Origin of the sequence: Spirillospora sp. NPDC000708, from assembly GCF_040299565.1 — a bacterium.
Taxonomy (GTDB): Bacteria; Actinomycetota; Actinomycetes; order Streptosporangiales; family Streptosporangiaceae; genus Spirillospora.
In genome coordinates this window covers 20,710-41,121 of sequence record NZ_JBEPCJ010000039.1, presented here as the reverse complement: position 1 = coordinate 41,121, position 20,412 = coordinate 20,710, and the positions used below count along the sequence as shown (strand labels likewise).

General features: G+C 72.6%; 24 protein-coding genes. 11 read left to right on the top strand and 13 right to left on the bottom strand.

Going from position 1 to position 20,412, the window contains the following annotated elements; translation table 11 throughout:
• Positions 1 to 21: 21 nt before the first annotated feature.
• The gene (locus ABT299_RS26225; protein WP_500252328.1) at positions 22 to 1,536 is read left to right on the top strand and encodes a CoA-acylating methylmalonate-semialdehyde dehydrogenase; all 1,515 of its coding nucleotides are present in this window, start codon (positions 22 to 24) and stop codon (positions 1,534 to 1,536) included.
• Positions 1,537 to 1,584: 48 nt separating this feature from the next.
• Here the strand turns inward: ABT299_RS26225 and ABT299_RS26220 are convergent, their stop codons facing one another.
• Positions 1,585 to 2,352, bottom strand: a complete 768-nt coding sequence (locus ABT299_RS26220) for a GntR family transcriptional regulator (protein ID WP_500252327.1) — start codon at positions 2,350 to 2,352, stop codon at positions 1,585 to 1,587.
• A gap of 108 nt (positions 2,353 to 2,460) precedes the next feature.
• Here ABT299_RS26220 and ABT299_RS26215 point away from each other — a divergent pair, with 108 nt between their 5' ends.
• The gene (locus tag ABT299_RS26215; protein WP_500252326.1) at positions 2,461 to 3,654 is read left to right on the top strand and encodes a pyridoxal phosphate-dependent aminotransferase; all 1,194 of its coding nucleotides are present in this window, start codon (positions 2,461 to 2,463) and stop codon (positions 3,652 to 3,654) included.
• Between the two features lie 217 nt (positions 3,655 to 3,871).
• Here the strand turns inward: ABT299_RS26215 and ABT299_RS26210 are convergent, their stop codons facing one another.
• The 5 genes from ABT299_RS26210 to ABT299_RS26190 form a co-directional block, all read right to left on the bottom strand.
• Positions 3,872 to 5,125, bottom strand: coding sequence for an RNA polymerase sigma factor (locus ABT299_RS26210; protein WP_500252325.1), 1,254 nt, complete (start codon positions 5,123 to 5,125; stop codon positions 3,872 to 3,874).
• Positions 5,122 to 5,445, bottom strand: coding sequence for a YciI family protein (locus ABT299_RS26205; protein ID WP_500252324.1), 324 nt, complete (start codon positions 5,443 to 5,445; stop codon positions 5,122 to 5,124). The genes ABT299_RS26210 and ABT299_RS26205 overlap by 4 nt, the downstream gene beginning before the upstream one ends.
• Before the next feature lie 193 nt (positions 5,446 to 5,638).
• Positions 5,639 to 6,346, bottom strand: coding sequence for an RraA family protein (locus ABT299_RS26200; RefSeq protein WP_500252323.1), 708 nt, complete (start codon positions 6,344 to 6,346; stop codon positions 5,639 to 5,641).
• A 3-nt stretch (positions 6,347 to 6,349) separates the two neighbouring features.
• The gene (locus ABT299_RS26195; protein WP_500252322.1) at positions 6,350 to 6,775 is read right to left on the bottom strand and encodes a PaaI family thioesterase; all 426 of its coding nucleotides are present in this window, start codon (positions 6,773 to 6,775) and stop codon (positions 6,350 to 6,352) included.
• Positions 6,772 to 7,452, bottom strand: coding sequence for a TetR/AcrR family transcriptional regulator (locus ABT299_RS26190; RefSeq protein WP_387027412.1), 681 nt, complete (start codon positions 7,450 to 7,452; stop codon positions 6,772 to 6,774). The genes ABT299_RS26195 and ABT299_RS26190 overlap by 4 nt, the downstream gene beginning before the upstream one ends.
• A gap of 356 nt (positions 7,453 to 7,808) precedes the next feature.
• Here ABT299_RS26190 and ABT299_RS26185 point away from each other — a divergent pair, with 356 nt between their 5' ends.
• From ABT299_RS26185 to ABT299_RS26160, 6 genes are all read left to right on the top strand, one after another.
• Positions 7,809 to 8,549, top strand: a complete 741-nt coding sequence (locus ABT299_RS26185) for a GNAT family N-acetyltransferase (protein WP_387027413.1) — start codon at positions 7,809 to 7,811, stop codon at positions 8,547 to 8,549.
• A 251-nt stretch (positions 8,550 to 8,800) separates the two neighbouring features.
• Positions 8,801 to 9,490, top strand: coding sequence for a hypothetical protein (locus ABT299_RS26180; RefSeq protein ID WP_190864664.1), 690 nt, complete (start codon positions 8,801 to 8,803; stop codon positions 9,488 to 9,490).
• A complete protein-coding gene (locus ABT299_RS26175) occupies positions 9,487 to 10,308 on the top strand; it encodes an AAA family ATPase (protein WP_190864666.1) in 822 nt (273 codons plus the stop codon). Before ABT299_RS26180 ends, ABT299_RS26175 begins: the two co-directional genes overlap by 4 nt.
• A gap of 16 nt (positions 10,309 to 10,324) precedes the next feature.
• Positions 10,325 to 10,852, top strand: a complete 528-nt coding sequence (locus ABT299_RS26170; protein WP_500252321.1) for a hypothetical protein — start codon at positions 10,325 to 10,327, stop codon at positions 10,850 to 10,852.
• 152 nt (positions 10,853 to 11,004) lie between these two features.
• Entirely contained in the window at positions 11,005 to 11,538 is a 534-nt protein-coding gene (locus ABT299_RS26165) for a hypothetical protein (protein ID WP_387027415.1), read from the top strand.
• 11 nt (positions 11,539 to 11,549) lie between these two features.
• On the top strand, positions 11,550 to 12,020 hold the full coding sequence (locus ABT299_RS26160; RefSeq protein WP_500252320.1) for a hypothetical protein: 471 nt from the start codon (positions 11,550 to 11,552) through the stop codon (positions 12,018 to 12,020).
• A 76-nt stretch (positions 12,021 to 12,096) separates the two neighbouring features.
• Here the strand turns inward: ABT299_RS26160 and ABT299_RS26155 are convergent, their stop codons facing one another.
• Positions 12,097 to 12,609, bottom strand: a complete 513-nt coding sequence (locus ABT299_RS26155; RefSeq protein WP_500252319.1) for a hypothetical protein — start codon at positions 12,607 to 12,609, stop codon at positions 12,097 to 12,099.
• A gap of 39 nt (positions 12,610 to 12,648) precedes the next feature.
• On the opposite strand from ABT299_RS26155, the gene ABT299_RS26150 reads away from it, so the two are divergent.
• On the top strand, positions 12,649 to 13,335 hold the full coding sequence (locus ABT299_RS26150) for a response regulator transcription factor (RefSeq protein WP_190864676.1): 687 nt from the start codon (positions 12,649 to 12,651) through the stop codon (positions 13,333 to 13,335).
• Positions 13,332 to 14,675, top strand: coding sequence for a sensor histidine kinase (locus tag ABT299_RS26145; RefSeq protein WP_190864678.1), 1,344 nt, complete (start codon positions 13,332 to 13,334; stop codon positions 14,673 to 14,675). The genes ABT299_RS26150 and ABT299_RS26145 overlap by 4 nt, the downstream gene beginning before the upstream one ends.
• Here the strand turns inward: ABT299_RS26145 and ABT299_RS26140 are convergent, their stop codons facing one another.
• From ABT299_RS26140 to ABT299_RS26130, 3 genes are all read right to left on the bottom strand, one after another.
• Positions 14,676 to 15,173: a DinB family protein gene (locus tag ABT299_RS26140; RefSeq protein WP_500252318.1), complete on the bottom strand. Its 498-nt coding sequence runs from the start codon at positions 15,171 to 15,173 to the stop codon at positions 14,676 to 14,678.
• 58 nt (positions 15,174 to 15,231) lie between these two features.
• A complete protein-coding gene (locus ABT299_RS26135; RefSeq protein WP_387027423.1) occupies positions 15,232 to 15,753 on the bottom strand; it encodes an SH3 domain-containing protein in 522 nt (173 codons plus the stop codon).
• Between the two features lie 335 nt (positions 15,754 to 16,088).
• Complete coding sequence (locus ABT299_RS26130; protein WP_190864706.1) at positions 16,089 to 16,649, bottom strand: TetR/AcrR family transcriptional regulator; 561 nt, start codon at positions 16,647 to 16,649, stop codon at positions 16,089 to 16,091.
• Between the two features lie 67 nt (positions 16,650 to 16,716).
• Here ABT299_RS26130 and ABT299_RS26125 point away from each other — a divergent pair, with 67 nt between their 5' ends.
• Positions 16,717 to 18,099, top strand: a complete 1,383-nt coding sequence (locus tag ABT299_RS26125) for an amidase (protein WP_500252317.1) — start codon at positions 16,717 to 16,719, stop codon at positions 18,097 to 18,099.
• A gap of 58 nt (positions 18,100 to 18,157) precedes the next feature.
• Here ABT299_RS26125 and ABT299_RS26120 read toward each other — a convergent pair whose 3' ends face one another.
• The 3 genes from ABT299_RS26120 to nfi all read right to left on the bottom strand — a co-directional run bounded on the left by ABT299_RS26120 (position 18,158) and on the right by nfi (position 20,383).
• Positions 18,158 to 18,919, bottom strand: a complete 762-nt coding sequence (locus ABT299_RS26120) for a glucose 1-dehydrogenase (RefSeq protein WP_190864710.1) — start codon at positions 18,917 to 18,919, stop codon at positions 18,158 to 18,160.
• Between the two features lie 101 nt (positions 18,920 to 19,020).
• Positions 19,021 to 19,590 carry a TetR/AcrR family transcriptional regulator gene (locus ABT299_RS26115; RefSeq protein ID WP_433139491.1) on the bottom strand — a complete coding sequence of 190 codons (570 nt, stop codon included), beginning with the start codon at positions 19,588 to 19,590 and terminating at the stop codon, positions 19,021 to 19,023.
• A gap of 106 nt (positions 19,591 to 19,696) precedes the next feature.
• Positions 19,697 to 20,383 (bottom strand): deoxyribonuclease V, encoded by a 687-nt coding sequence (gene nfi / locus ABT299_RS26110; protein WP_500252316.1) that lies wholly within the window; start codon positions 20,381 to 20,383, stop codon positions 19,697 to 19,699.
• Between the last annotated feature and the right edge of the window lie 29 nt (positions 20,384 to 20,412).

Sequence of the window (20,412 nt, the reverse complement as noted above, 5' to 3'; positions counted from 1 at the left end):
CACGAGAAGGTGAGCAGCCCTGTGAGCACAACGGTAGTCAGCACGATCCAGCACCGGATCGGCGGCCGGGAGACCGCCGGCGAGTCGCACCGCACCGCCCCGGTGTGGAACCCCGCGACCGGCGAGCACCAGGCCGACGTGCTGCTGGCCGAGGCCGCGGACGTCGACGCCGCGGTGGGCGCCGCGCGCGCCGCCCTGCAGGGCTGGGCGGACACGTCGGTCATGCATCGGTCGCGGCTGATGTTCGCCTTCCGCGGCCTCGTCGAGAGGCACCTCGACGATGTCGCGCGGATCGTCACCGCCGAGCACGGCAAGGTTCTGGAGGACGCCAGAGCCGAGGTCATCCGCGGCCTGGAGGTGATCGACTTCGCCTGCGGGATCCCGCAGTTGCTCAAGGGCGAGTACTCCGACCAGGTCTCGACTGGCGTCGACCTCTTCTCGTTCCGGCAGCCGCTCGGCGTCTGTGCCGGGATCACGCCGTTCAACTTCCCCGCGATGGTCCCGATGTGGATGCACCCGATCGCGATCGCGACCGGCAACACGTTCGTGCTCAAGCCCTCCGAACGCGACCCGTCGGCGGCGAACCTGGTCGCCGACCTCTATGCCGAGGCCGGCCTGCCGGACGGCGTCTTCAACGTCGTGCACGGCGACAAGGTCGCGGTCGACGCGATCCTCGACCATCCGGACATCGCGGCGGTCTCATTCGTCGGCTCCACACCGATCGCACGGTACGTGCACGACCGCGCGGCCGCGAGCGGCAAGCGCGTGCAGGCGCTCGGTGGGGCGAAGAACCATGCCGTCGTGCTGCCCGACGCCGATCTCGATCTCGCCGCCGGGCATCTGGTCGCGGCCGCCTACGGCTCGGCGGGCCAGCGCTGCATGGCGATCTCGGTCGCGGTGGCGGTCGGCGACGTCGCGGAGCCGCTCGTCGAGCGCCTGAGCGCGAAGGCGGCGGCGATCGAGGTCGGGCCGGGGCTGACGGCCGGGTCCGAGATGGGCCCGGTCGTGACCCCGGAGGCGCTCGAGCGCATCAGGGCCTCCATCGGTTCCGGCGTGGAGGCGGGCGCCCGGCTCGTGGTCGACGGGCGGGACATCGATGTCCAGGGCGATGGCTTCTTCGTCGGCCCGACGCTGTTCGACCGCGTCACGCCCGAGATGGACCTCTACCGGGACGAGATCTTCGGTCCCGTGCTCGTCGTCGTGCGCGTCGGCTCGCTGGAGGAGGCGATCGACCTGATCAACGACAACGCATGGGCCAACGGCACGGCCATCTTCACCTCCAGCGGCCGGGCGGCGCGCGTCTTCCAGCGCCGTGTGCAGGTCGGGATGGTCGGCGTCAACGTCCCGGTCCCGGTGCCCATGGCCTTCTACTCGTTCGGGGGCTGGAAGGAGTCGCTGTTCGGCGGCCATCACATCCACGGTCCCGAGGGCGTCGCGTTCTACACGCGCGGGAAGGTCGTCACGGGCCGCTGGCCCGAGGCGACCGCGGACGGCTCGCCCGGAGCGGGCGGGCTCCACTTCCCGACGGCGGACTGACGAGCCCCGGCCGCCGGCTCGACCGAGCGGATCGAGCCGGCGGCCACGTCACACCGTCCCGGCCGACGGGATCTCGATGTTCGCCCTGCTGACCGAGGTACTCCTCGCCAGAGACCGGAGCACGTCGCGGCGCACACGCTCGCATCGCCTGCGCGTCGCCTCGAGGGCGCCGTCCTCGTCTCGCGCGCGCACCCGCTCGAAGACGGCCTCCAGCTCCCCGGGCGGACTCGCGGTGTCGGGAGCGATCAACGAAGCCATCCGCAGGACCCGCTCCAACTCGTCGACCACGTCGACGACCGCCTTGCACAGGCGGTTGTTGCCGCTGAAGTTGGCGATGATGGCCTCGAACTCGATTCCGGCCCGCAGTGACTCCTCGAGTTCCACCTCGCCCTCCGCCAGCGCGAAAGGCACCTTGGACAGCACTTCGAGCCGCTCGAGCGCGGGTTTCTCGACACCGTGGCGCGCGGCGGCCGCCGCCGCCTCGCCGGACAGGAGCGTCCGCAAGGCACAGAGATCGTCGGTGTCCTGGAGCGTGACCGGGCTGACGACGTAGCCCGCCCGGGGAAGCGCCGTGACGAGACCGTCGCGCCGCAGTCGCGCGAGCGCTTCGCGCACCGGAGTCTTGCTGATCTGCCACTGCTGCGCGAGCGACGATTCGGTGAAGCTGCTGCCCGGCGGCAGTGTCAGATCGATGATCTGGCGCCTGATCGCCCGGTAGGCCTGGCCGGTCCGGTCGAGGGTGGCCTCTTCCCTGCCTGCGAGCAGCAGGGCCGGGACATGAGGCGTGCCGCTGATCACTGTATGAATATCGCTCACGTCGGCAAGCGTATCACTTCATAATATTGATACATCAACTCATCGCCATAGGGCGGTTGAGAGATATCAAGTATTGTAGCTGATATCTTAGTGTGCGATGCTGGCTCTATGCAGCGCAACAATTCGACCTGGGCCATCCCCGCCGTGAGCGACCTTCCGACCATGGGCGCAATGGCCGCACACGATCGCGCCAAGCGGAGTGCGCGCGGCGGCGTGCGAATGCTCCCCCTTGTGGGAGCCCCTGTCCTCCCCATGCCCGAGCACGTGCGGCAGGCGGTCGTGGACGCGATGGAACAGCCCGACCCGCGCGACGGCCGCGGTCTCCCGAGGCTCCGGGCGGCGATCGCCGCCGAACTCGGGCGCGAACACGGACTGAGCGTCGATCCCGACCGCCGTCTCCTGATCACCCACGGAGCAATGCACGGGCTCTCGCTCGTGCTCCGCACGGTGCTCGCACCGGGCGACGAGGTGATCGTGCCGACTCCCACCTTCTTCTTCGACGGCTCCATACGCGAGGCCGGCGCGACGCCCGCGTACGTCCCGTCCCGCGAATGCGATGGATGGGCACTCGACATCGAGGGAGTGGAGGCCGCCATCAGCCCGCGCAGCCGTGCCGTGCTCCTGTGCAATCCGAACAATCCGACCGGTCAGATGCCCGACGCCGCGACGATCGGAGCGGTCGTCGACATCGCGGCACGCCACGGGCTCCTGGTGATCTCCGACGACTCTTGGCGGCACTTCACCTTTGACGGCCGCCGATACCAGCCGGTGGAGGGCTTCGCCGATCGCTGGCCGCACATCGTCACGGTCATGAGTCTCAGCAAGTACTACGCGCTCGCGAGCTGGCGGATGGGCTATGTCCTGGCGTCGCCACCGGTCATCGACGCGCTCGAACGCCGCTTGCAATGGGAGGCGGTTTGCTGCGGCATCGTCCCGCAGAGCGCCGCGGCCGCCGCCCTTACCGGACCTCGCGACTGGCTCGACCAGGCACTCGCCACCTACCAGGCGAAGCGCGACCTCGTGTGCGACGGCATCGCCGCCGCCGGCCTCCCCGAGCCCGTGCGTCCCTTGGCCGGCGCCTTCCTGCTGGTCGACTGCGCGCAGCTGGGCGACACACCGGCGGAGGTCGACCGCGCCCTTCTGCGCCGAGGCATCGCGGCCGTCCGCGGCGCCGATATGCACGCCCCCGACACGCATGTCCGCCTCACCTTCGGTTCGGACGAGAAGGTGCTCGGCGAGATGCTCCACGGTCTTGCCCAAGCCCGCCGGGAGAGCGGCTCGACCTCATTTCGGGCCTTCTAGGGGGAGGTCTCGGCGACGACTCGGAGCAAAGGCCGATCACGGTCACCTCGATGGGGTCGCCGTTCCTCAGCAGGGTGCACCTGCAACCCGGCTCGTTACCTTGCGGCCAGGCCAGGACCGAAGCCGCCGCCCGGTGGCGCGGCGCCTACGGCAGTGAAGCGGGCGCTGAAAGAAGGACTTGGGGTTTAGGTGAGCGGCGCCGACAGGTCGCTGTCCGTCAAGGTGGTCCTGAGCCCAGTTGGTCGCGGCGGCGGGTCAGGTAGGCGGTCTCGGCGGTGTTGCCGGCCAGGTCGATGGCCTTGTCGTAGGCCGCGCGCGACTGCCGGCTCCGGCCCAGCCGGCGCAGCAGGTCGGCGCGGGTGGCGTGGTAGGCGTGATAGCCGGCGAGCTTGTCCTCGAGGCGGTCGACGATCGCCAGCGCCACCTGCGGGCCGTCGAGTTCGGCGACCGCGATGGCCCGGTTGAGGGCGATGATCGGCGAGGGGTCGAGGCGGACGAGCTGGTCGTAGAGCGCGAGGACCTGCGACCAGTCGGTGCCGCGGACGTCGCGGGCGGAGGTGTGCACGGCGTTGATCGCGGCGAGGATCTGGTAGCGGCCCGGAGCGACCCCGGCGGCGGCAGCGGCCAGGCGCTCGCGCACCAGCCGGTGGCCCTCGGCGATCAGCGCCGCGTCCCAGGCGCCGCGGTCCTGCTCGGCCAGGGGGACCAGTTCGCCGCCGGACGAGACCCGGGCGTTGCGGCGGGCCTCGGTGAGCAGCATCAGCGCCAGCAGCCCGGCCGCCTCCCCGTCGTCCGGCATCAGGGCGTGGACCAGGCGGGTGAGCCGGATCGCCTCGGCGGTCAGGTCGCGGCGCACCGGGTCGGTGCCCGGGCCGGTGGCCAGGTAGCCCTCGTTGAACACCAGGTAGAGCACGGCGAGCACGCCGGTGACGCGTGCCGGGAGATCCTCGGCGGACGGCACCTGGTAGGGGATGCGGGCCGCCTTGATCTTGGCCTTCGCGCGGGTGATCCGCCGCTCCATGGCGGTCTCGGCCACCAGGTGGGCGCGGGCGATCTCGGGGACGGTGAGGCCGCCGAGCATGCGCAGCGTCAGCGCCACGCGGGCCGGCATCGCCAGCGCGGGATGGCAGCAGGTGAAGATCAGCCGGAGCCGGTCGTCGTCGACGGCGCCCGCGGGCTCGGGCGGGGCGGTGTCCTGCACCATCCGGGCCTCCCTGTGCTTGCCGTCGCGCTTGCTCTCACGGCGGATCCGGTCGATGGCCTTGCGGCTCGCGGTGGTGGTCAGCCAGCCGCCGGGATTGGGCGGGACGCCGTCGGCCGGCCACCGCTCGACGGCGGTGGCGAACGCCTCGGCGGCCGCCTCCTCGGCGATGTCGAGGTCACCGAACCGCCTGGTCATGGCGGCGACCACCCGCGCCCACTCGTCTCGGTGGGCCCGGGCGACCGTCTCGCGGACGTCGAGCGCGCTCACCGGAACGGCCGCACCTCGATCTTCCGGTCGCAGACCTTCGACGCCTCGGTGGCGAGCTTGAGCGCCACGTCAAGGTCGGGCGCCTCCCACACCCAGACGCCGGCGAGGTACTCCTTGGACTCCAGGAACGGCCCGTCGGTGAACACCGGCTGCTCGCCCCGGTTGTCGACGACCGTGGCCGCGTCGGTGTCGGCGAGCCCGCCCGCGAAGACCCAGTGGCCCTCGGCGATCAGCCGTTCGTTGAACGCGCTGATGGCGGGCTGCCTGTCCGTGCTGCCGGGATCGCTCTTGTCATCGATCACGGAGACCAGGTACCGCATCTGAAGATCATCTCCTGTGGTGCCGCGAAGGCGTGGTCCGGTGGCCGGGGACGGCCGCCCGGTAGAGATGGATTGTCACGCAAGGCAGGTGGACCCGCCCAGCCCCGTCCACCCCGCGTTGCGGCGCCGGGGGGCACCCGAGCCGCCTCCGGCGGGCGGTCAGGCCGTGGTGGTGGCGGTTCGGCGGTCGAGGTCATTCCTCGATGGCGCCGCCCAGAGCACGCAGATGGGCGCGGAAGGTCAGTGAGGGATCCCGCTCGCGTTGGGCCAGGTAGTCGTCGAAGCGCAACTGGCTGCGAAGGGTGGTGCCGCCGCGGATCCGCTCGGCCTGGTGCCTCTCGGTGTCACGGATCGCCTCCGCGCGGGCGACGAGGTCGCCCGCCGCATCGGCGGGGAGGAAAAGGACGCCGTCGTCGTCGCCGACGACCAGGTCGCCGCGGTCGATCGTCCACTCGCCCACGGCGGCCGACGTCAGCGCCTCCGGGTGGCGCTCATCGAGCCGTTGCGGACCGGTCGGGAGGGCGCCGGTGCTGAACACCGGCAGGCCGATCGCGAGGAGGTCGGCGGTGTCGCGATGCAGGCCCCAGATCACCACTCCGGCCACCCCCGCGGCCCGGGCCTCCAGGACGGCCAGGTCACCGACGCATGCCTCGTCATCGCGCCCGCCGTTGTCGACCACGAGCACGTCGCCCGGGGTGGCGTGCCCGAACGCTTCGAAGAAGACGTCGACGCTGCCGGCATGGCGAGCGGGAAGGGCGCGGCCCGCGATCCGGGCGCCGGGTGTCATGGAACGCACCGACGGGGGCGCGCAGCGCACGGGCACGCCCAAGCGCAGGCACGCGTCGGCGAGGTGGGCACTGGTCAGCGCGGCGCAGCGGCGGGCGAACTCGTTGTCGTCCATCGGTCACCGCGGCCACAGGACGAGCTGGGTGCAGCGGAACACCGCGACCGTCCGGCCCTGGTCGTCGGTGACCGTGGCATCCCACAACTGCGTGGACCTGCCCCTGTGGACGGGCACGGCGCGGCAGCGCAGGACGCCTTCCCTCGCCGCGCCCAGGAAATTCGTCTTCAGCTCGACGGTGGTGAACCCGTCGGCCCCGGCGGGAAGCGCGGACATGCAGCCGTACCCGCACAACGTGTCGGCGAGTCCGATGAGCGCGGCGGCGTGCACGAACCCGTTGGGGGCGAACAGCTCAGGCCGGATGGGGAGTTCTCCCGACACCTCGCCGTCCGTGCAGGACGACACCCGCACGCCGAGATGGCCGGGCAGCATGCCCCCGCCGAGCGCGGTCAGGCCGTCCGGGTCCCGTGGCATGGTGGAGACCGTCAATGTCCCTCTCCTTCCTCCGGCCCGGTGGTGTTCCCGGCCTGGTGATCCGTTCTGTTCCGGCGCCGTCGCGGCCGGGCCGCGGCGTCCAGTAGCGGGGCGAGCTCGGCCGCGGCGGCGTCCAGCGGACCGAGGTCGCGGCGTGCGCGGGCCAGCACGATCGCGCCCTCCAGCGTGGAGAGCATGAGCAGTGCCAGCGAGTCGGAGCGCGCGGCGGGCACGCCCAACTCGATCAGCGCGGACGCGACGGAGGAGTGCCAGCCGTCGAACGCCCGGCTCACCGCGGCGCGCAGGTTCTCATTGATCGCCACCGTGTCCGCGGTGGCGGCCACCAGCGGGCAGCCGGCCGCGTAACCGGCCGAGCGGAACTGCCCGCGCCACTGGTCGACCATCGCGGTGAACAGGCCGCCGGGGGTGGGCGGATCGAGACGGTCGACGGCCCGGACCACCCGGCCCGACGCGTAGGCCGCCGCCCACAGCAGCGCCTCGGTGACCAGTTGCTCCTTCCCGTCCGGGAAGTAGTGCTGCAGCGACCCGCGCGGGGCGCCCGCCGCCGTCACCACCTCGCGCAGGCTGGTGCCGGACACCCCCTTGGTGCGGATCATCTCGGAGGCGGTGCGCACGATCCGCTCCCGCATCGAGGTCGGCCTCGGCGGGCCCTGTCCGGCATCAGTAGTCATGACAAGCGACATAATAGGAGAGGTGAGAAGGGAGGCCAAGTGTCGCCGGGTCAAGCTAATTTCCATGGAGTTCTCGCTCATCGGACTATGTCATCTGTCATGGTTGTGTCGGGCACCGGCCGGGAGTTCGCCCTTGCCGCCGAGTGGGGGACGGCGGCCGGAACGGACGCGCCGATGACCTCCCGGCTCCGCGTCACGGCCGTCGCCCGCAGCCGACCGCGTGTGCCCCGCACTCCCTGGCCGTGATCGGGTCGACCGTCGTGGAACCGCTGCGCACTCGCCCTCTCGATGAAGCCGACCTGCTGGCCAGGATGGAAAGGAACCTGGCCGAACACGCCTGTCACCTGCATCGGGGGATGAGGGGCGCCACCGTCGCGGAGCCCGGCGATCTGCTGATCGCCGACAGCGGGCTCGACGACGACACGTTCAACATCGTCGCCGCGGCCCGGTTCGGCCCCTCGTCCGCCGCGGCGCGCATCGCCGAGACCGTCCGGGCGGTCGCCGGCACCGGCCGCGGCTTCTCCTGGTGGGTGGGCCCGGCGTCGACGCCGCCGGATCTGAGCGCCCGCCTGTCGGCCGCCGGCCTGCCGGCGACCGAGCACGAGACGGCGATGTGGGCCGAGCTCGATGGCACCCTGCCCCTCCCTGGAGCGGAAGGACTGGAGATCCGGTCGGTGTCCACGCCGGATCGGCTCCGCGACTACGCCGAGGTCGTCGCCGCGAACTGGAGCCCGCCCAGCGGCACGGTGCGCCGCTTCTTCGCACAGGCGGCTCCGTCGGCACTCGCCGAGGACTGCCCCGCCCGTTACCTGGTCGGATACGCCGCGGGCCGTCCGGTGTGCTCGGCCGAGGTGTTCCACCACGCAGGCGTCGCCGGGATCTACAACATCGCCACCCTCGCCGGTCACCGCCGGCGCGGCTTCGGTGGAGCCGTCACCCTCGCCGCGCTCCACGCGGCCCGGGAACGCGGCCACGGCATCGCGGTCTTGCAGGCGTCCGAGGACGGCGCGCCCGTCTATCGCCGCCTGGGCTTCCGCTCCTGCGGCCGCTTCACCGAACATGCCGTCGATCCCCGGACGTCCGCTTCCCGCGCATGACCGATGGCCGGTGCGGGCGCTCCGTGCCGGCGTAGCAGCGGCGAGATGCTCGCCTCGCCGCCTCCGGGAGGGCGCCGGAGGCGGCGGCCATCCGGCATTTCGCACCGAAAGGCGCAAAAGATCGGCCGTTGAACGCCCGGTGGCGGCGGCCGGGGCCGGGGCGAAAATTCCGAGCATATCCCGCGCCCCGCGCGGGCCGACCCCCGGGGAAATACGGGGTTCGCGGCGGCCCATATCGCGATCTTCGTGCCGTGGACACCGAAACGCGCGATGCCGCATTCTGTGGTGAACCATCGTCGCCCGGCCGGCGTCCCATACGGTGGTTCGTCTTCACGCGGATGCGAGGTCCGGAGTTGATCGAGGCTTTTGTGCTCGGGGTGATCGGAAATGTCCTGAGCAATTACATCAGCGGTCTGCTGAGCAACAGGCAGACCGAACGGAACCGCGGGGAACTGGTGGCGCTCATCGAGAGCCGGATCAAGGAGAACCGGGCGCTGGAGAGCCGGCAGGCCATGGGCGTCGCGGTCCGCGAGCTCGACGCGGTGGTCGACAAGGACCGCGACCTGACCTGGCGGGACGACCGTCTGGTCATCCGGCCGTCCGGGCGGATCCGCAAGACGCTGCCCGAGCCGCAGGCGGCGCTGGAGGAACTCGTCAACAGCGTGACGGCCCGCCGCCGCGAACTGGGCCTGCCGCTCACCGGCGACGAGGCGGCCGCCGGTTCGGCGGGCGCGGCGGGGACCGTTTCCGGCGACGCGGCGGCCGTTTCCGGCGAGCGGGCGATGGCCGGTTCCGGCAACGCGCCCGCCGCCGGTGATCTGATTCCCGCGGACGAGTCGGCACCGGACGATTCCCGGCCCGATCTGCGCGCCGAGATTCTCGGGCTGCCGGCCGAGGTGCTGCGGGAGAAGGAACGGCGCCGGAGGGAATCGGGAACGTGACCGAATCGATCGCACGGCGTTTCTCCGACGTCGTCGGCCTGCATCTGATCGCCAATTTCCAGCCCGACGCGCGACCGGGCACCCCGCTGCTCCTGGGCGTCCAGGGGCCGCCGGGCGAGGGGAAGACCTATCAGGTCGAGCGCATCCTGGAGAACGCCGGAATCCACGCCGTCCTGCTGTCCGGCGGCGAGCTGGAGAGCCCGAACGCGGGGGCGCCCGCGGCCCGGATGCGGGCCGCCTACCTGGAGGCCGGCGGCTACGCCGAGGCGGGGACCCCGGCGGCGGTGCTGCTCAACGACGCCGACGCCGCGATCGGCAGCTGGGGCGAGCTGACGCAGTACACCGTCAACACCCAGAACCTGATCACCGAGCTGATGCACCTCGCCGACTACCCGACCCGGGTGGAGGGCAAGCGGATGCGCCGGGTCCCCATCATCCTGACCGGCAACGACTTCACCCGCCTGTACGCACCGCTGCGGCGCAGCGGCCGCATGCGGATCTTCAGCTGGCGCATGCAGCCCGCGGAGCGCGCGGCGGCGGTGCACTCGCTCTTCCCCTGGCTGAGCGGGGAGCAGGCCGCCGACCTCGTGGGCCGCTTCCCCGACGAACCGATCTCCTTCTGGGCGGCGGTGCGGCGCCGCATGGACGACACCGCGCTCACCACCGCCCTCTACCGGCACGGCCTCGGCGACCTCGCCAGGAGCCTGATCTCGCGCAGCCGGGTCAGAATCGACGACCGCCCGCACCCGGTCGAGGACATCCTCGCCGTGGCCACGGGCATGGCCGCCGACACGGCACACGACTTCCTCTCCTCCTAACCCCCAAGGAACACGCATGGTCATCGCCAGGACCGCGACGTACACGGCGACCTACGCCCGCGCCGAACTGATCAAAATGCAGGTCGAACGCGTCCTCTCGCGCAGCTCGCGGGACCGCGACTTCGTCCGCCGGCTTCTCCTCGGCGTCGACAGGCGCTGGATCAAGGAGATCTCCGTCTACGGCCTCGACGGCGACGGCGCGTGCCATGTCGAGCTGTTCATCAAGATCGACTGGGAGCGGAACGCGGTGCACATGTCGGCCGGCCGGGACATGGTCCAGGTCGACGCCGGCTGGGACGGCGGGGTCTCCACCGAGATCGACCTCGCGCTCCAGAAGTTCGAGCTCGTCACCCGCGAACTCGGGCTCCGCAAGGTCGTCCACTCCCGGTACGCCGCCGGCGTCGACCGGGCCACGGCCAACCGGGAGCTCGGCTTCCGCAACGCGGACCCCGTGCAGTGGCGCAGCGGCTTCTACGGCACCACGATGAGCATCCCCGAGCTGGACGAGGTCACCGTCGGCGTCAACCTGGCCGGGCAGGGCTGAGCGCTCCGCTCCACTCCGCTCGTCGCGCGCCGCCCGCGCGGTCCCGGCGCGCGACGAGCCGCGCGTATACCGGACGTGTACCGGCATCCGTCATCGTGCTCGCCGAGGCTCTGTCGGCGATCGGAGGAATGATGGACGGAGCGGCGACCACGATGATCCCTCCCGACGACGTGGCCGGCGCGGCCGCGCGGCACGGGCTCGGCGCGCTCTCCGACGTCCGGCGGGAGGTCACCGCGACGACCGCCGTCGTCCTCGGCGGCGCGACCGCGGCGGGATGCCTACTGCTCATGTGGCTGCTGTCCCTCGTCCCCGGCTCCACGGACGTCTTCTCCTGGGTCCACTCGCTGACCTACCCGATCCACTTCGTCCTGCTGATGGGCTTCCTCTGGGGGATCGTCTACGCGATCCGCGGCCTGACCGTCGGCTCCCGGGCGACGTACCTGTTCGACGGCGGCCTGGTCGCCAGGCGCCGCACCGGCCCGCTCGTGATCGCCTGGGGGGACCTCGCCGCGGTGAAGGCCGTCTACAAGCGCAAGCAGGGCGACGAGGGCAAGGTCGCCGGCTACAAGGTCGAGGGCCGCGACGGCACGACCATCCCCGTCCCGCTGCTGCTGACCGGCGGCAGGGACGCCTTCATCGACCGCATCATCGCCGAGGCGCGCTCGCACGGCCGCCCGGTCACCTGAGGGAGAGCACCATGACCGAGCCGCAGCCCGCCCCGCACTACCAGCAGCCCCCGCAACCGGCTCCGCACTACCAGCAGCCCCCGCAACCGGCTCCGCACTACCAGCAGCCCCCGCAACCGGCTCCGCACTACCAGCAGCCCCCGCAGCCCGCGCCGCAGTACCAGCAGCCGCCGCAGCCCGCGCCGCAAGACCGGCAACCGCCGCAGGACCAGCAGGTCCCGCATTACCAGCGGCCGGCGCAGGACGCCCCGCACTACCAGCAGGTCAGCGACGAGCAGCGGCGCATCTGGGACACCAAGGGCAAGCGCGGCATGGGCTTCGGCGCCGCGTGGTTCCTCGGCGGCCTGCTCATCACGCTGATCACCTACAGCAACGCCTCCGGCCCGAGCGGCGGCGTGTACGTCGTCGCCTGGGGCCCGATGCTCTACGGCGCGTACCGCCTCATCTCCGGCTACCTGATGGTCAAGAAGAGCCAGCAGTAGCGGTCGCGGACCGATGGCGGGCGGCCGGTGCACGGGCCGCCCGCCTTTCCGCGCACCCGCCCGGGGCCGTCTCCGCTCAGTACTCGTACACCTTGACCGCCGGCGGGCGCTGGCCCCAGGTCGCCACGATCGACGACGTGTGCTCGTCGGTGAGGAAGTCGACGCGCAGCCAGCCGTCCGCCTCCGTCACGCGCGTCTCGTATCCCGGGTTCGGCGTCGCCGACACCAGCTTCACGCGACCGCCCGTGAACGCCAGCGCCGCCTGCCCGCCGCGCGTCGCGAAACTGCGCACGTTGCCGGGCGGCTTCTGCTTGGACGGCTTCCCGGACGGCGACGGCGACGGGGAGGGAGACCTGCTGGGCGTCGGGCCCTGGTCCTCGCCCGTCGCCGGACGAGGCGCCGACGTCGGCGACCCGACGCTCGTCGGCGGACCCGGCAGCGTGGACGGGCTGCCGTGGATGACCGGCCCCGCGATCGGCGGCGGAGCCGACCGCTCCGACACCGCGCCGCGCACGACACCGCGCACCCCGAGCCAGGACAGCCCCACCGCCACCGCGGTCGCGACCGCCCACGGGGCAACATACGACATCGCCCGACGCATCGACACATGGTGGCATACGGTTCCGGCATGGCGAGTGTTCTGGTTGTCGAGGACGACGCGAACGTCCGTACCGCCTTGATCCGCGAACTCAGCGCGCGCTCGCACGTCGTGCGCAGCGTCGGCACCGCGATGGACGCGCTCCGCGAGGTCACCCAGTCGCCGCCGGACGTGGTCATCCTCGACCTCGGGCTGCCCGACCTCGACGGAGCCGAGGTGCTGAAGATGCTGCGCGGCGTGTCCGACGTCCCGGTCATCATCGCCACCGCCCGCGACGACGAGCCCGAGATCGTCCGGCTGCTCAACGCCGGCGCCGACGACTACCTCATCAAGCCGTTCTCCGCCGAGCACCTCAGCGCCCGGCTCGCCGCGGTGCTGCGCCGCTCCGCGCGGTCCGGGCCGTCCGCCGAGATCAGCGTCGGCGGGCTGCACATCGACCTCGACCGCCGCGAGGCGCGGCTGGACGGCGCGCCGCTGGAGCTGACCCGCCGCGAGTTCGACCTGCTCGCCTACCTCGCCGCCCGGCCCGGCCGCGTCGTCGCCCGCCGCGAGCTGCTCGCCGAGGTGTGGCGGCAGGCCTACGGCGACGACCAGACCATCGACGTGCACCTGTCCTGGCTGCGCCGCAAACTCGGCGAGACCGCGGCGAAACCCCGCTACCTGCACACCGTCCGGGGGGTCGGGGTCCGCCTGGCCGAGCCCGGCCCCCGCGCATGAGACGCACGCTGGTCCTGGTGTCCCTCGCGGTCACCTCGATGGTCGCGCTGGCCTTCCTCATCCCGCTCGCGCTGACCGTCCGGGAGATCGCCCGGGACCGGGCCCTGACCACCGCCGAGCGGCAGGCGAGCGCGCTCGGCCCCGTGCTCGTCGTCACCGAGGACCCGGCGGCCCTCGAACGCGCCGTCGCCAGCACCCAGGCCGGCGCCGCCGGACGCATGACCGTGCACATGCCGGACGGCACGCTCGTCCCGAAGCCCGGGACCGGCGACCCGTCGGCGGGTCCCGAGCAGCTCATGGAGGCGGGCCGCCGCGGCCGCTCCTACACCGCGCGCGTCTCCGGCGGGTACGCGCTGCTGCAGCCGGTGTCGCTGGACGCGGGCCGCACCGCCGTCATCGAGGTGTTCCTGCCCGACGGCGACCTCACCCGCGGGGTGTGGAAGGCGTGGCTGGTGATGACCGCCGTCGCCGCCGCGCTCGTCGCCGGGTCCGTCGCCGTCGCGGACCGGCTCGGCAACCGGATGATCCGCTCCACCCGCCGGCTCGCCGAGGCCGCCGCCGCGTTCGGCGACGGCGAGATGTCGGTCCGGATCGAACCGGACGGGCCGCCGGAGCTCGTCGAGGCCGGCCTCGCGTTCAACGCGATGGCGGACCACGTCGTCCAGCTGCTGTCCGCCGAACGGGAGATGGCCGCCGACCTGTCGCACCGGCTGCGCACCCCCCTCGCCGCGCTGCGGCTCAACGCCGAGGCGCTCGGGAAGGGACCCGTCCCCGACCAGACCCGCGAGGCCGTCGACCGCCTCGAACGCGAGGTCGACCAGATCATCCGGACGGTCCGGCGCCCCACCGGGCGCGGCAGCTGCGACGCGTCCAAGGTGCTCCGCGACCGCGTCGGGTTCTGGTCCGTGCTCGCCGAGGACGAGGGCCGCTCCTGCGAGCTGATCGGCGCCGAGGGCCCGGCGCCGCTGCCGCTGCCCGGCAGCGAACTGGCCGCCGCCGTCGACGCGCTGCTCGGCAACGTCTTCCGGCACACCGCCGAGGGCACCGGCTTCGTCGTCACCCTGCACCAGGGGCAGGGCGTCACCGGCATCCTCGTCGCCGACGGCGGACCCGGCATCGCCGACCCGGACGCCGCCCTCAAACGCGGCAGCAGCGGCGGCGGCTCCACCGGCCTCGGCCTCGACATCGCGCGCCGCGCCGCCGAGTCCACCGGCGGCTACCTGCGCATCCACCGCAGCGTCCTCGGCGGCGCGCAGGTCCAGATGTGGTTCCGCACCAAGTGGCTGCCCCCGGCCCGGCGCTCTCGCCGCCTCGTCCGGCGCCGCCACTCGCGCACCTGATCAGTCCCGCACGTGGTCGCCCGTCGTCCCGTCGAGCAGCTCCCGGAGGACGTCCATGTGCCCGGCGTGCCGCGCGGTCTCCTCGATCATGTGGATCAGCACCCAGCGCAGCGACACCGTCGGCCCGAACCAGGCCGTGCCCGTCGCGTCGAGGTCCAGCTCGTCGATCACCGCGTCCGCGCCGGCCCGCGCCCGCTCGTAGAACGCGAGGATCCCCTCGGTGGTCTCGTCCGCCTCGACCCGCAGGTCCATCTCCGGGTCGTCGTCGGCCAGCGGCAGCGGCTCGGTCTCCCGCCCGAACGTGTGGCAGAACCAGAAGTACTCCATGGCCGCGAGGTGCTTCGTCAGCCCGAGCAGGCTCGTGCCCGTCGGCGTCATCCGCCGCCGCGCCCGCTCCTCGTCGAGCCCGTCGAGCTTCCACGGCACCACGTCCCGATGCCGGTCGAGGCTCGCCCGCAGGCTTTCCTTCTCATCGCCGAGAAAAGGCACATCCTTCATCGCTGGACCGTACCAGCGCCGGGCCGGCGCCCGCCGGGACGGGCGCCGGCCTACCGCCTCAGTGGCAGTCGGAGTACCGGACGTACCACTTGCCGTTCCCGTCGCCGGTCTTGTAGTCGGCGATCCAGAACCTGTCGGGGAGCCGCACCCACAGGTACCCGTCCCTGCGCTGGACGGTGTCCCAGTCCGTGGTGACCTGGCTGTTGTGCGGGAGGATCCGGACGACCTTGTACTGCAGCCCGGGCCCCTCCCGCAGGTTCAGCCCGCCCGACGGGAGGACGCGCCCGTGGCACCACCGCTGCCGCAGCTCGTCCCGCACCATGAGCCGGTGCATCGCCTTCGCGGCGCCCTTGCGCCCGACCTTGATGCCACCCGTCCCGTGCCCTTCCTCGGCATCACGCGGCGGCTTCGCCCAGACGCCCAGTGCCGCCACCTGCTGGACGGGCAGCGCACCCTCCTGCGCCGGCCGCAGCGGCTGCTGCCGCTCCGCCGCGCCCGCGACCGCCCCGCCGCCGCTGAGCGCCGTCCCCGCCAGAGCAACGCCGGCCACCGCCGCGCCGCCCCTCACCCGTACACGCATCTGTCCCTCCAGTCCCGTACGAACGACACGCTCGAACGCTACTCAGCGTGACAGGTGAACAGCCCTGAGTAACAGCACCAATTGGCTCGCCTTCCCTTCCCACCCTTTCCATCCACCCCAGATAAGCCCTCCTCAGCCCTTCCCTAAGTGAGGCTTAAGGGGGTTCTGGGGTGGGCGGGGGCGGCTTAGCGTTGGGCTTGTTCACATCGGAAGACGGCGGAGGTGCACAGGCGGAGAGCAGAGCGAACGTCGACTGAGGTTCCTGTTTGAGACAGGTCTCTGGCCCGCACGGCCCCGTTACCCCGCTCTGGGGCCGTGCGGGCCAGAGGCCTTTCTCAGTCGCGGGGGAGGGCGCCCAGGAGGAGGAGGCGGAAGGCGTCCGCGGTGCCGGTGGCGGCGGTGTCGCCGGTGGCCAGGCGGCGGACGGCGAGGCCGTAGAGCATCGCGACGATCGCCGGGGCGTGGCGCTCCGCGTCGGGGATGCCGAGGGCGGTGAGGACGGCGGTGGCGAGCCGGTCGTAGGCCTCGACGGAGCGGGCCGAGGTGTCGCGGATGGCGGGGTCGCGGGCGGCGTGCAGGTGCAGTTCGAGGTTGGCGATCTGCTCGGGGCCGTAGGCGAAGTCGACGACGGCCTTCTCCACCAAGTCGGCGGCGTCGACGGGGGCGATGCCGGACTCGCGCAGGCCCTCGGCGTAGGCCGTGATGCGGGCGATCTCGGTGTCCACGAAGGCGCGCAGCGCCTCGCGGAGCAGCTCGTCCTGGCTGGGGAAGTGGTACGTGAGGGAGCCGAGGGAGACGCCGGCCGCGCGGGCGACCGCGCGGTTGGTCACGGCGCCGATGCCCTGCTCGCCGATCAGGCGGAGGGTGGCGTGGAGGATCTGGTCGCGGGCGCTCATTGCTGCACAGTCTTCCCCAAACACGGCGCGGACGCTATCGTTCGTTCGAACGAACGATACTCCGGAGGTGGGCGTGGAGCTGGGTCTGGCCGCTCAGGCGGACGCGCTGCGGAAAGGCGAGGTGTCCTCCGCGGAACTGGTGGAGGCGTCGCTGGACGGCATCCGGCGGCAGGAGTCCCTCGGGGCCTTCCGGGTCGTGCGGGAGGCCGCGGTGGAGGAGGCGCGGGAGGCCGACAAGCGGCTGGCGGAGGGGGAGCGGCTGCCGCTGCTCGGGGTGCCGGTCGCCATCAAGGACGACACCGACATCGAGGGGGAGACCACGCCGTTCGCGGTGGCCGGCGACCACCGGCCGGCCGTGCGGGACGGCGAGGTGGTCCGCAAGCTGCGGGCCGCCGGCGCGATCGTCGTGGGCAAGACGACGACGTGCGAGATCGGGCTGTGGCCGTTCAGCGAGTCGCCGGCGTACGGGGCCGCGCGGAACCCGTGGAACCCGAAGTACACGCCGGGCGGGTCGTCGGGCGGGTCCGCGGCGGCGGTGGCGGCGGGGATGGTCGCGGGGGCCGTGGGGTCCGACGGGGCGGGGTCGATCCGGATCCCCGCGGCGTGGACCGGCCTGGTCGGCATCAAGCCGCAGCGGGGGCGCGTTTCCGGTCATCCCCACACCGATCCCTTCAACGGGATCACCGTGTGGGGGCCGCTGGCGAGGAGCGTCAAGGACGCGGCGCTGCTGCTGGACGTGCTCTCGGGCAGCCATCCGGAGGACGCGTACCAGGTGGGGCGTCCGGTGCTGCCCTTCGTGCACGCGACGAGGCGGGAGCCGGGGCGGCTGCGCATCGCGGTGTCGTACCGGACGGCCTTCGGGGTGAGCGGGAAGCTCGATCCGGAGATCCGGGCGGCGGTCGAGCGCATCTCCCGGCGCCTGACCGAGCTGGGGCACAAGGTGTTCCCCGCGGATCCGGACTACGGCCTGGTCGGCCTCGGGCTGATCCCGCGCGGGACGGCCGGGGTCGCGGACTGGCTCGACTCGATCCCGAACGCGCGGCCGGAGGCGCGGACGGAGGCCGAGGCGCGGATCGGGCGCCTCGTCGGCAAGCGGCTGCTCCCGCTGGCCAGGAGGATGGACCCGTACCTGCAGAAGAAGGTCGGGCGCATCTTCCGGTTCGCCGACGTGGTGCTGACGCCGACGACCGCGCAGCCGCCGTTGAAGGTCGGTGCCTTCGACGGCGCCGGCTACCAGAAAACGCAGTCGGGCGTCGCCGCGGCGTGCCCGTATGCGTGGACGTGGAACGTGCTCGGGTGGCCCGGCGTGAACGTCCCGGCGGGCTTCACGAAGGACGGCCTGCCGATCGGGGCGCAGCTGCTCGGCCATGACTCCGACGAGGCGACGCTGATCTCGCTCGCGGCGCAGCTGGAGGTCGTCGAGCGGTGGACGGAGCGCCGTCCCCGATGAAGGCCCGCGTCGGGCCGCCGGTGCGGGGGTCCCGTCCGTCACCGGCGGCCCGGCGCGCTCAGTAGCCGGCGCCGGTCAGCAGGCCGCCGTCGACGAGGACCTCGCTGCCGGTGCAGTACGACGAGTCGTCCGACGCCAGGTAGACGACCAGGCCGGAGACTTCCCTGGTCTTGCCCATCCGGCCGAGGGGGAGCGCCTTCATCAGCGCGTCGGCGCTGTCGGCCTTGGCCGCGATGATGTCGTCCTGCATGAACAGCGGGGTGACGATGCCGCCGGGGTGGATGGAGTTGACGCGGATGCCGTACTCGCCGAGCTCGCGGGCCGCGGACTTGGTGAGGCCGCGGACGCCGAACTTGCTGGCGCTGTAGGCGGCGAGGCCGTCGGCGCCGACGAAGCCCTCGGTCGAGGAGACGTTGACGATCGAGCCGCCGCCGGCCTCGCGCATCGCGGCCGTCACCGACTTCACGCCGAGCCACTGGCCCATCAGGTTGACGTCGATGATCTGCCGGAACTCGTCCAGCGACATGTCCTCGATGGTCTTGTAGCGGATGATGCCGGCGTTGTTCACCAGGACGTTCAGCGCGCCGAACGCCGACGTCGCGGTGCCGACGGCGTTCTCCCAGTCGGCGGGCGACGTCACGTCCATGCGGACGAACCGGACGTCGTCCCCGAGCTCGGCGGCGAGCTTGCCGCCCTCCTCCTCCAGGACGTCGCCGAACACGACCTTCGCGCCCTCGGCGACGAAGCGCTTCACATGGGCCTTGCCCATGCCGCGCGCCCCACCGGTGATCAGCGCCACCTTGCCGTCAAGCTGCCCCATCAACGCTCCTCGCTCCCAGCGGCGACCGCGACCGCGGCGCCCCACCAAACTAGCGAACGCTTGGTTCGGCGAACAAGGCGGCCCGGAGCGGCGGGCGCCGGTCAGCGCGTGCGCAGCCCGTCGAACAGCAGCGCCAGCATCCGGTCGGCGTACCCGGCGGGGTCCTGGGCGCGCTCGGCCGCGACGCCGATCGCGTTGGTCAGCCGCAGCAGGTCGGCGGCATCGGCGTCCGCGCGGATCGCGCCCGCGCGCTGCGCCCGCTCCAGCAGCCCGCCGACCGCGTCGCGGATCGCGGCGGCCGCGGAGCCGAGCCGCGTCGCCGACCACCGCGGCGACATCGCCTCGATGAGCACGGTCGAGGTGCCGCGCGGCGTCATCGCGCCCGCCAGGTAGCCGCGCAGCCAGTCCGCCAGCGCCGCGTCCGCATCGGGCTCGCGCATCAGCGCGGCGGCGTGCGCGAGCAGCCCCTCGATCCGTTCCCGGAGCACCGCGTGCAGAAGGTCGTCGCGGGTGGGGAAGTGCCGGTACAGCGTCCCGGACCCGACGCCGGCGCGCCGGGCGATGTCGTCCAGGGACGCGCCCGTGCCGTGTTCCATGAAGGCCGCGCGGGCCGTGCTGATCAGTCGTTCGTAGTTGCGGCGGGCGTCCGCCCGCATCGGGCGCGGTTGCATGGGCACCGTCCAGCGGTGGCGCGGACGGCCGGACCGGCCGCCGCGTGTTACCGAAGAGCCTGCCATCTCCCCGCGCCGACGTCGAGGAAGGCGCCGTCTCGCCCCATCAGCCTCCGAGTGCGTCGCGGGACAGCCGGTCCGCCCGGCGAGTCGTCTCCGGAAGGCGGTACTCGGGCGTCACCGCGAGGACGTCGCGGCACGCCGAGTCGAGGTCGGTGCGGTGGCCGACCGACACGAACACCGGCTTCACGTCGTCGCGGGTCCGCAGCACCCGCCCGACCTCCTCGCCGCCGTCCACCAGCGGGCTCGCGTCGCCGCGCCGCCGTCCGGGCGGGTCGTAGGCGCCGACGAACGCGGTCTTGGCCACGCCGATCGTCGGCAGCCCGGTCAGCACCCCGAGATGGCACGCCAGCCCGAACCGGCGCGGGTGCGCGATCCCGAACCCGTCGCAGACGAGCAGGTCGGGCGTGGTCTCCAGGGCGCGGAGCGCGTCCAGCAGGGTGGGCAGCTCGCGGAACGCGAACAGGCCCGGGACGTAGGGGAACGCGGCCGTCCCGACGGCGACCGACTCCTCCACGACGTCGAGGGTCGCCGCGTCGAGGACGACCACCGCGGCGGCCAGCCGGGCCCCGGTCCCGCCGCCGTCGCCCGCGTACGAGACGTCCAGCCCGGCGACGGTGCGCGGGTTCGCCGGGCCGGGGACGCCGAGTTCGAGCATCGCGCGCAGCCGGTCCTGGATCGCCTCCGCCTCCTCGGGCGTCGACGGCCACGGGTGCAGGTCGCGTACCTCCATGAACCGGCACGCTACCGGCCCTCTGCGGC

Bases quoted from the DNA above. Each gene is read 5' to 3' on its own strand.
- ABT299_RS26215 (WP_500252326.1), top strand. From the start codon at position 2,461: ATGCAGCGCAACAATTCGACCTGGGCCATCCCCGCCGTGAGCGACCTT.
- ABT299_RS26120 (WP_190864710.1), bottom strand. From the start codon at position 18,919: ATGGGGCAGCTTGACGGCAAGGTGGCGCTGATCACCGGTGGGGCGCGC.
- ABT299_RS26205 (WP_500252324.1), bottom strand. From the start codon at position 5,445: ATGCGGTACCTGGTCTCCGTGATCGATGACAAGAGCGATCCCGGCAGC.
- ABT299_RS26185 (WP_387027413.1), top strand. From the start codon at position 7,809: ATGAGGGGCGCCACCGTCGCGGAGCCCGGCGATCTGCTGATCGCCGAC.
- ABT299_RS26170 (WP_500252321.1), top strand. From the start codon at position 10,325: ATGGTCATCGCCAGGACCGCGACGTACACGGCGACCTACGCCCGCGCC.
- nfi (WP_500252316.1), bottom strand. From the start codon at position 20,383: ATGGAGGTACGCGACCTGCACCCGTGGCCGTCGACGCCCGAGGAGGCG.
- ABT299_RS26140 (WP_500252318.1), bottom strand. From the start codon at position 15,173: ATGAAGGATGTGCCTTTTCTCGGCGATGAGAAGGAAAGCCTGCGGGCG.
- ABT299_RS26155 (WP_500252319.1), bottom strand. From the start codon at position 12,609: ATGTCGTATGTTGCCCCGTGGGCGGTCGCGACCGCGGTGGCGGTGGGG.
- ABT299_RS26200 (WP_500252323.1), bottom strand. From the start codon at position 6,346: ATGGACGACAACGAGTTCGCCCGCCGCTGCGCCGCGCTGACCAGTGCC.
- ABT299_RS26150 (WP_190864676.1), top strand. From the start codon at position 12,649: ATGGCGAGTGTTCTGGTTGTCGAGGACGACGCGAACGTCCGTACCGCC.
- ABT299_RS26115 (WP_433139491.1), bottom strand. From the start codon at position 19,590: ATGCAACCGCGCCCGATGCGGGCGGACGCCCGCCGCAACTACGAACGA.
- ABT299_RS26130 (WP_190864706.1), bottom strand. From the start codon at position 16,649: ATGAGCGCCCGCGACCAGATCCTCCACGCCACCCTCCGCCTGATCGGC.
- ABT299_RS26145 (WP_190864678.1), top strand. From the start codon at position 13,332: ATGAGACGCACGCTGGTCCTGGTGTCCCTCGCGGTCACCTCGATGGTC.
- ABT299_RS26190 (WP_387027412.1), bottom strand. From the start codon at position 7,452: ATGACTACTGATGCCGGACAGGGCCCGCCGAGGCCGACCTCGATGCGG.
- ABT299_RS26135 (WP_387027423.1), bottom strand. From the start codon at position 15,753: ATGCGTGTACGGGTGAGGGGCGGCGCGGCGGTGGCCGGCGTTGCTCTG.
- ABT299_RS26165 (WP_387027415.1), top strand. From the start codon at position 11,005: ATGATCCCTCCCGACGACGTGGCCGGCGCGGCCGCGCGGCACGGGCTC.
- ABT299_RS26160 (WP_500252320.1), top strand. From the start codon at position 11,550: ATGACCGAGCCGCAGCCCGCCCCGCACTACCAGCAGCCCCCGCAACCG.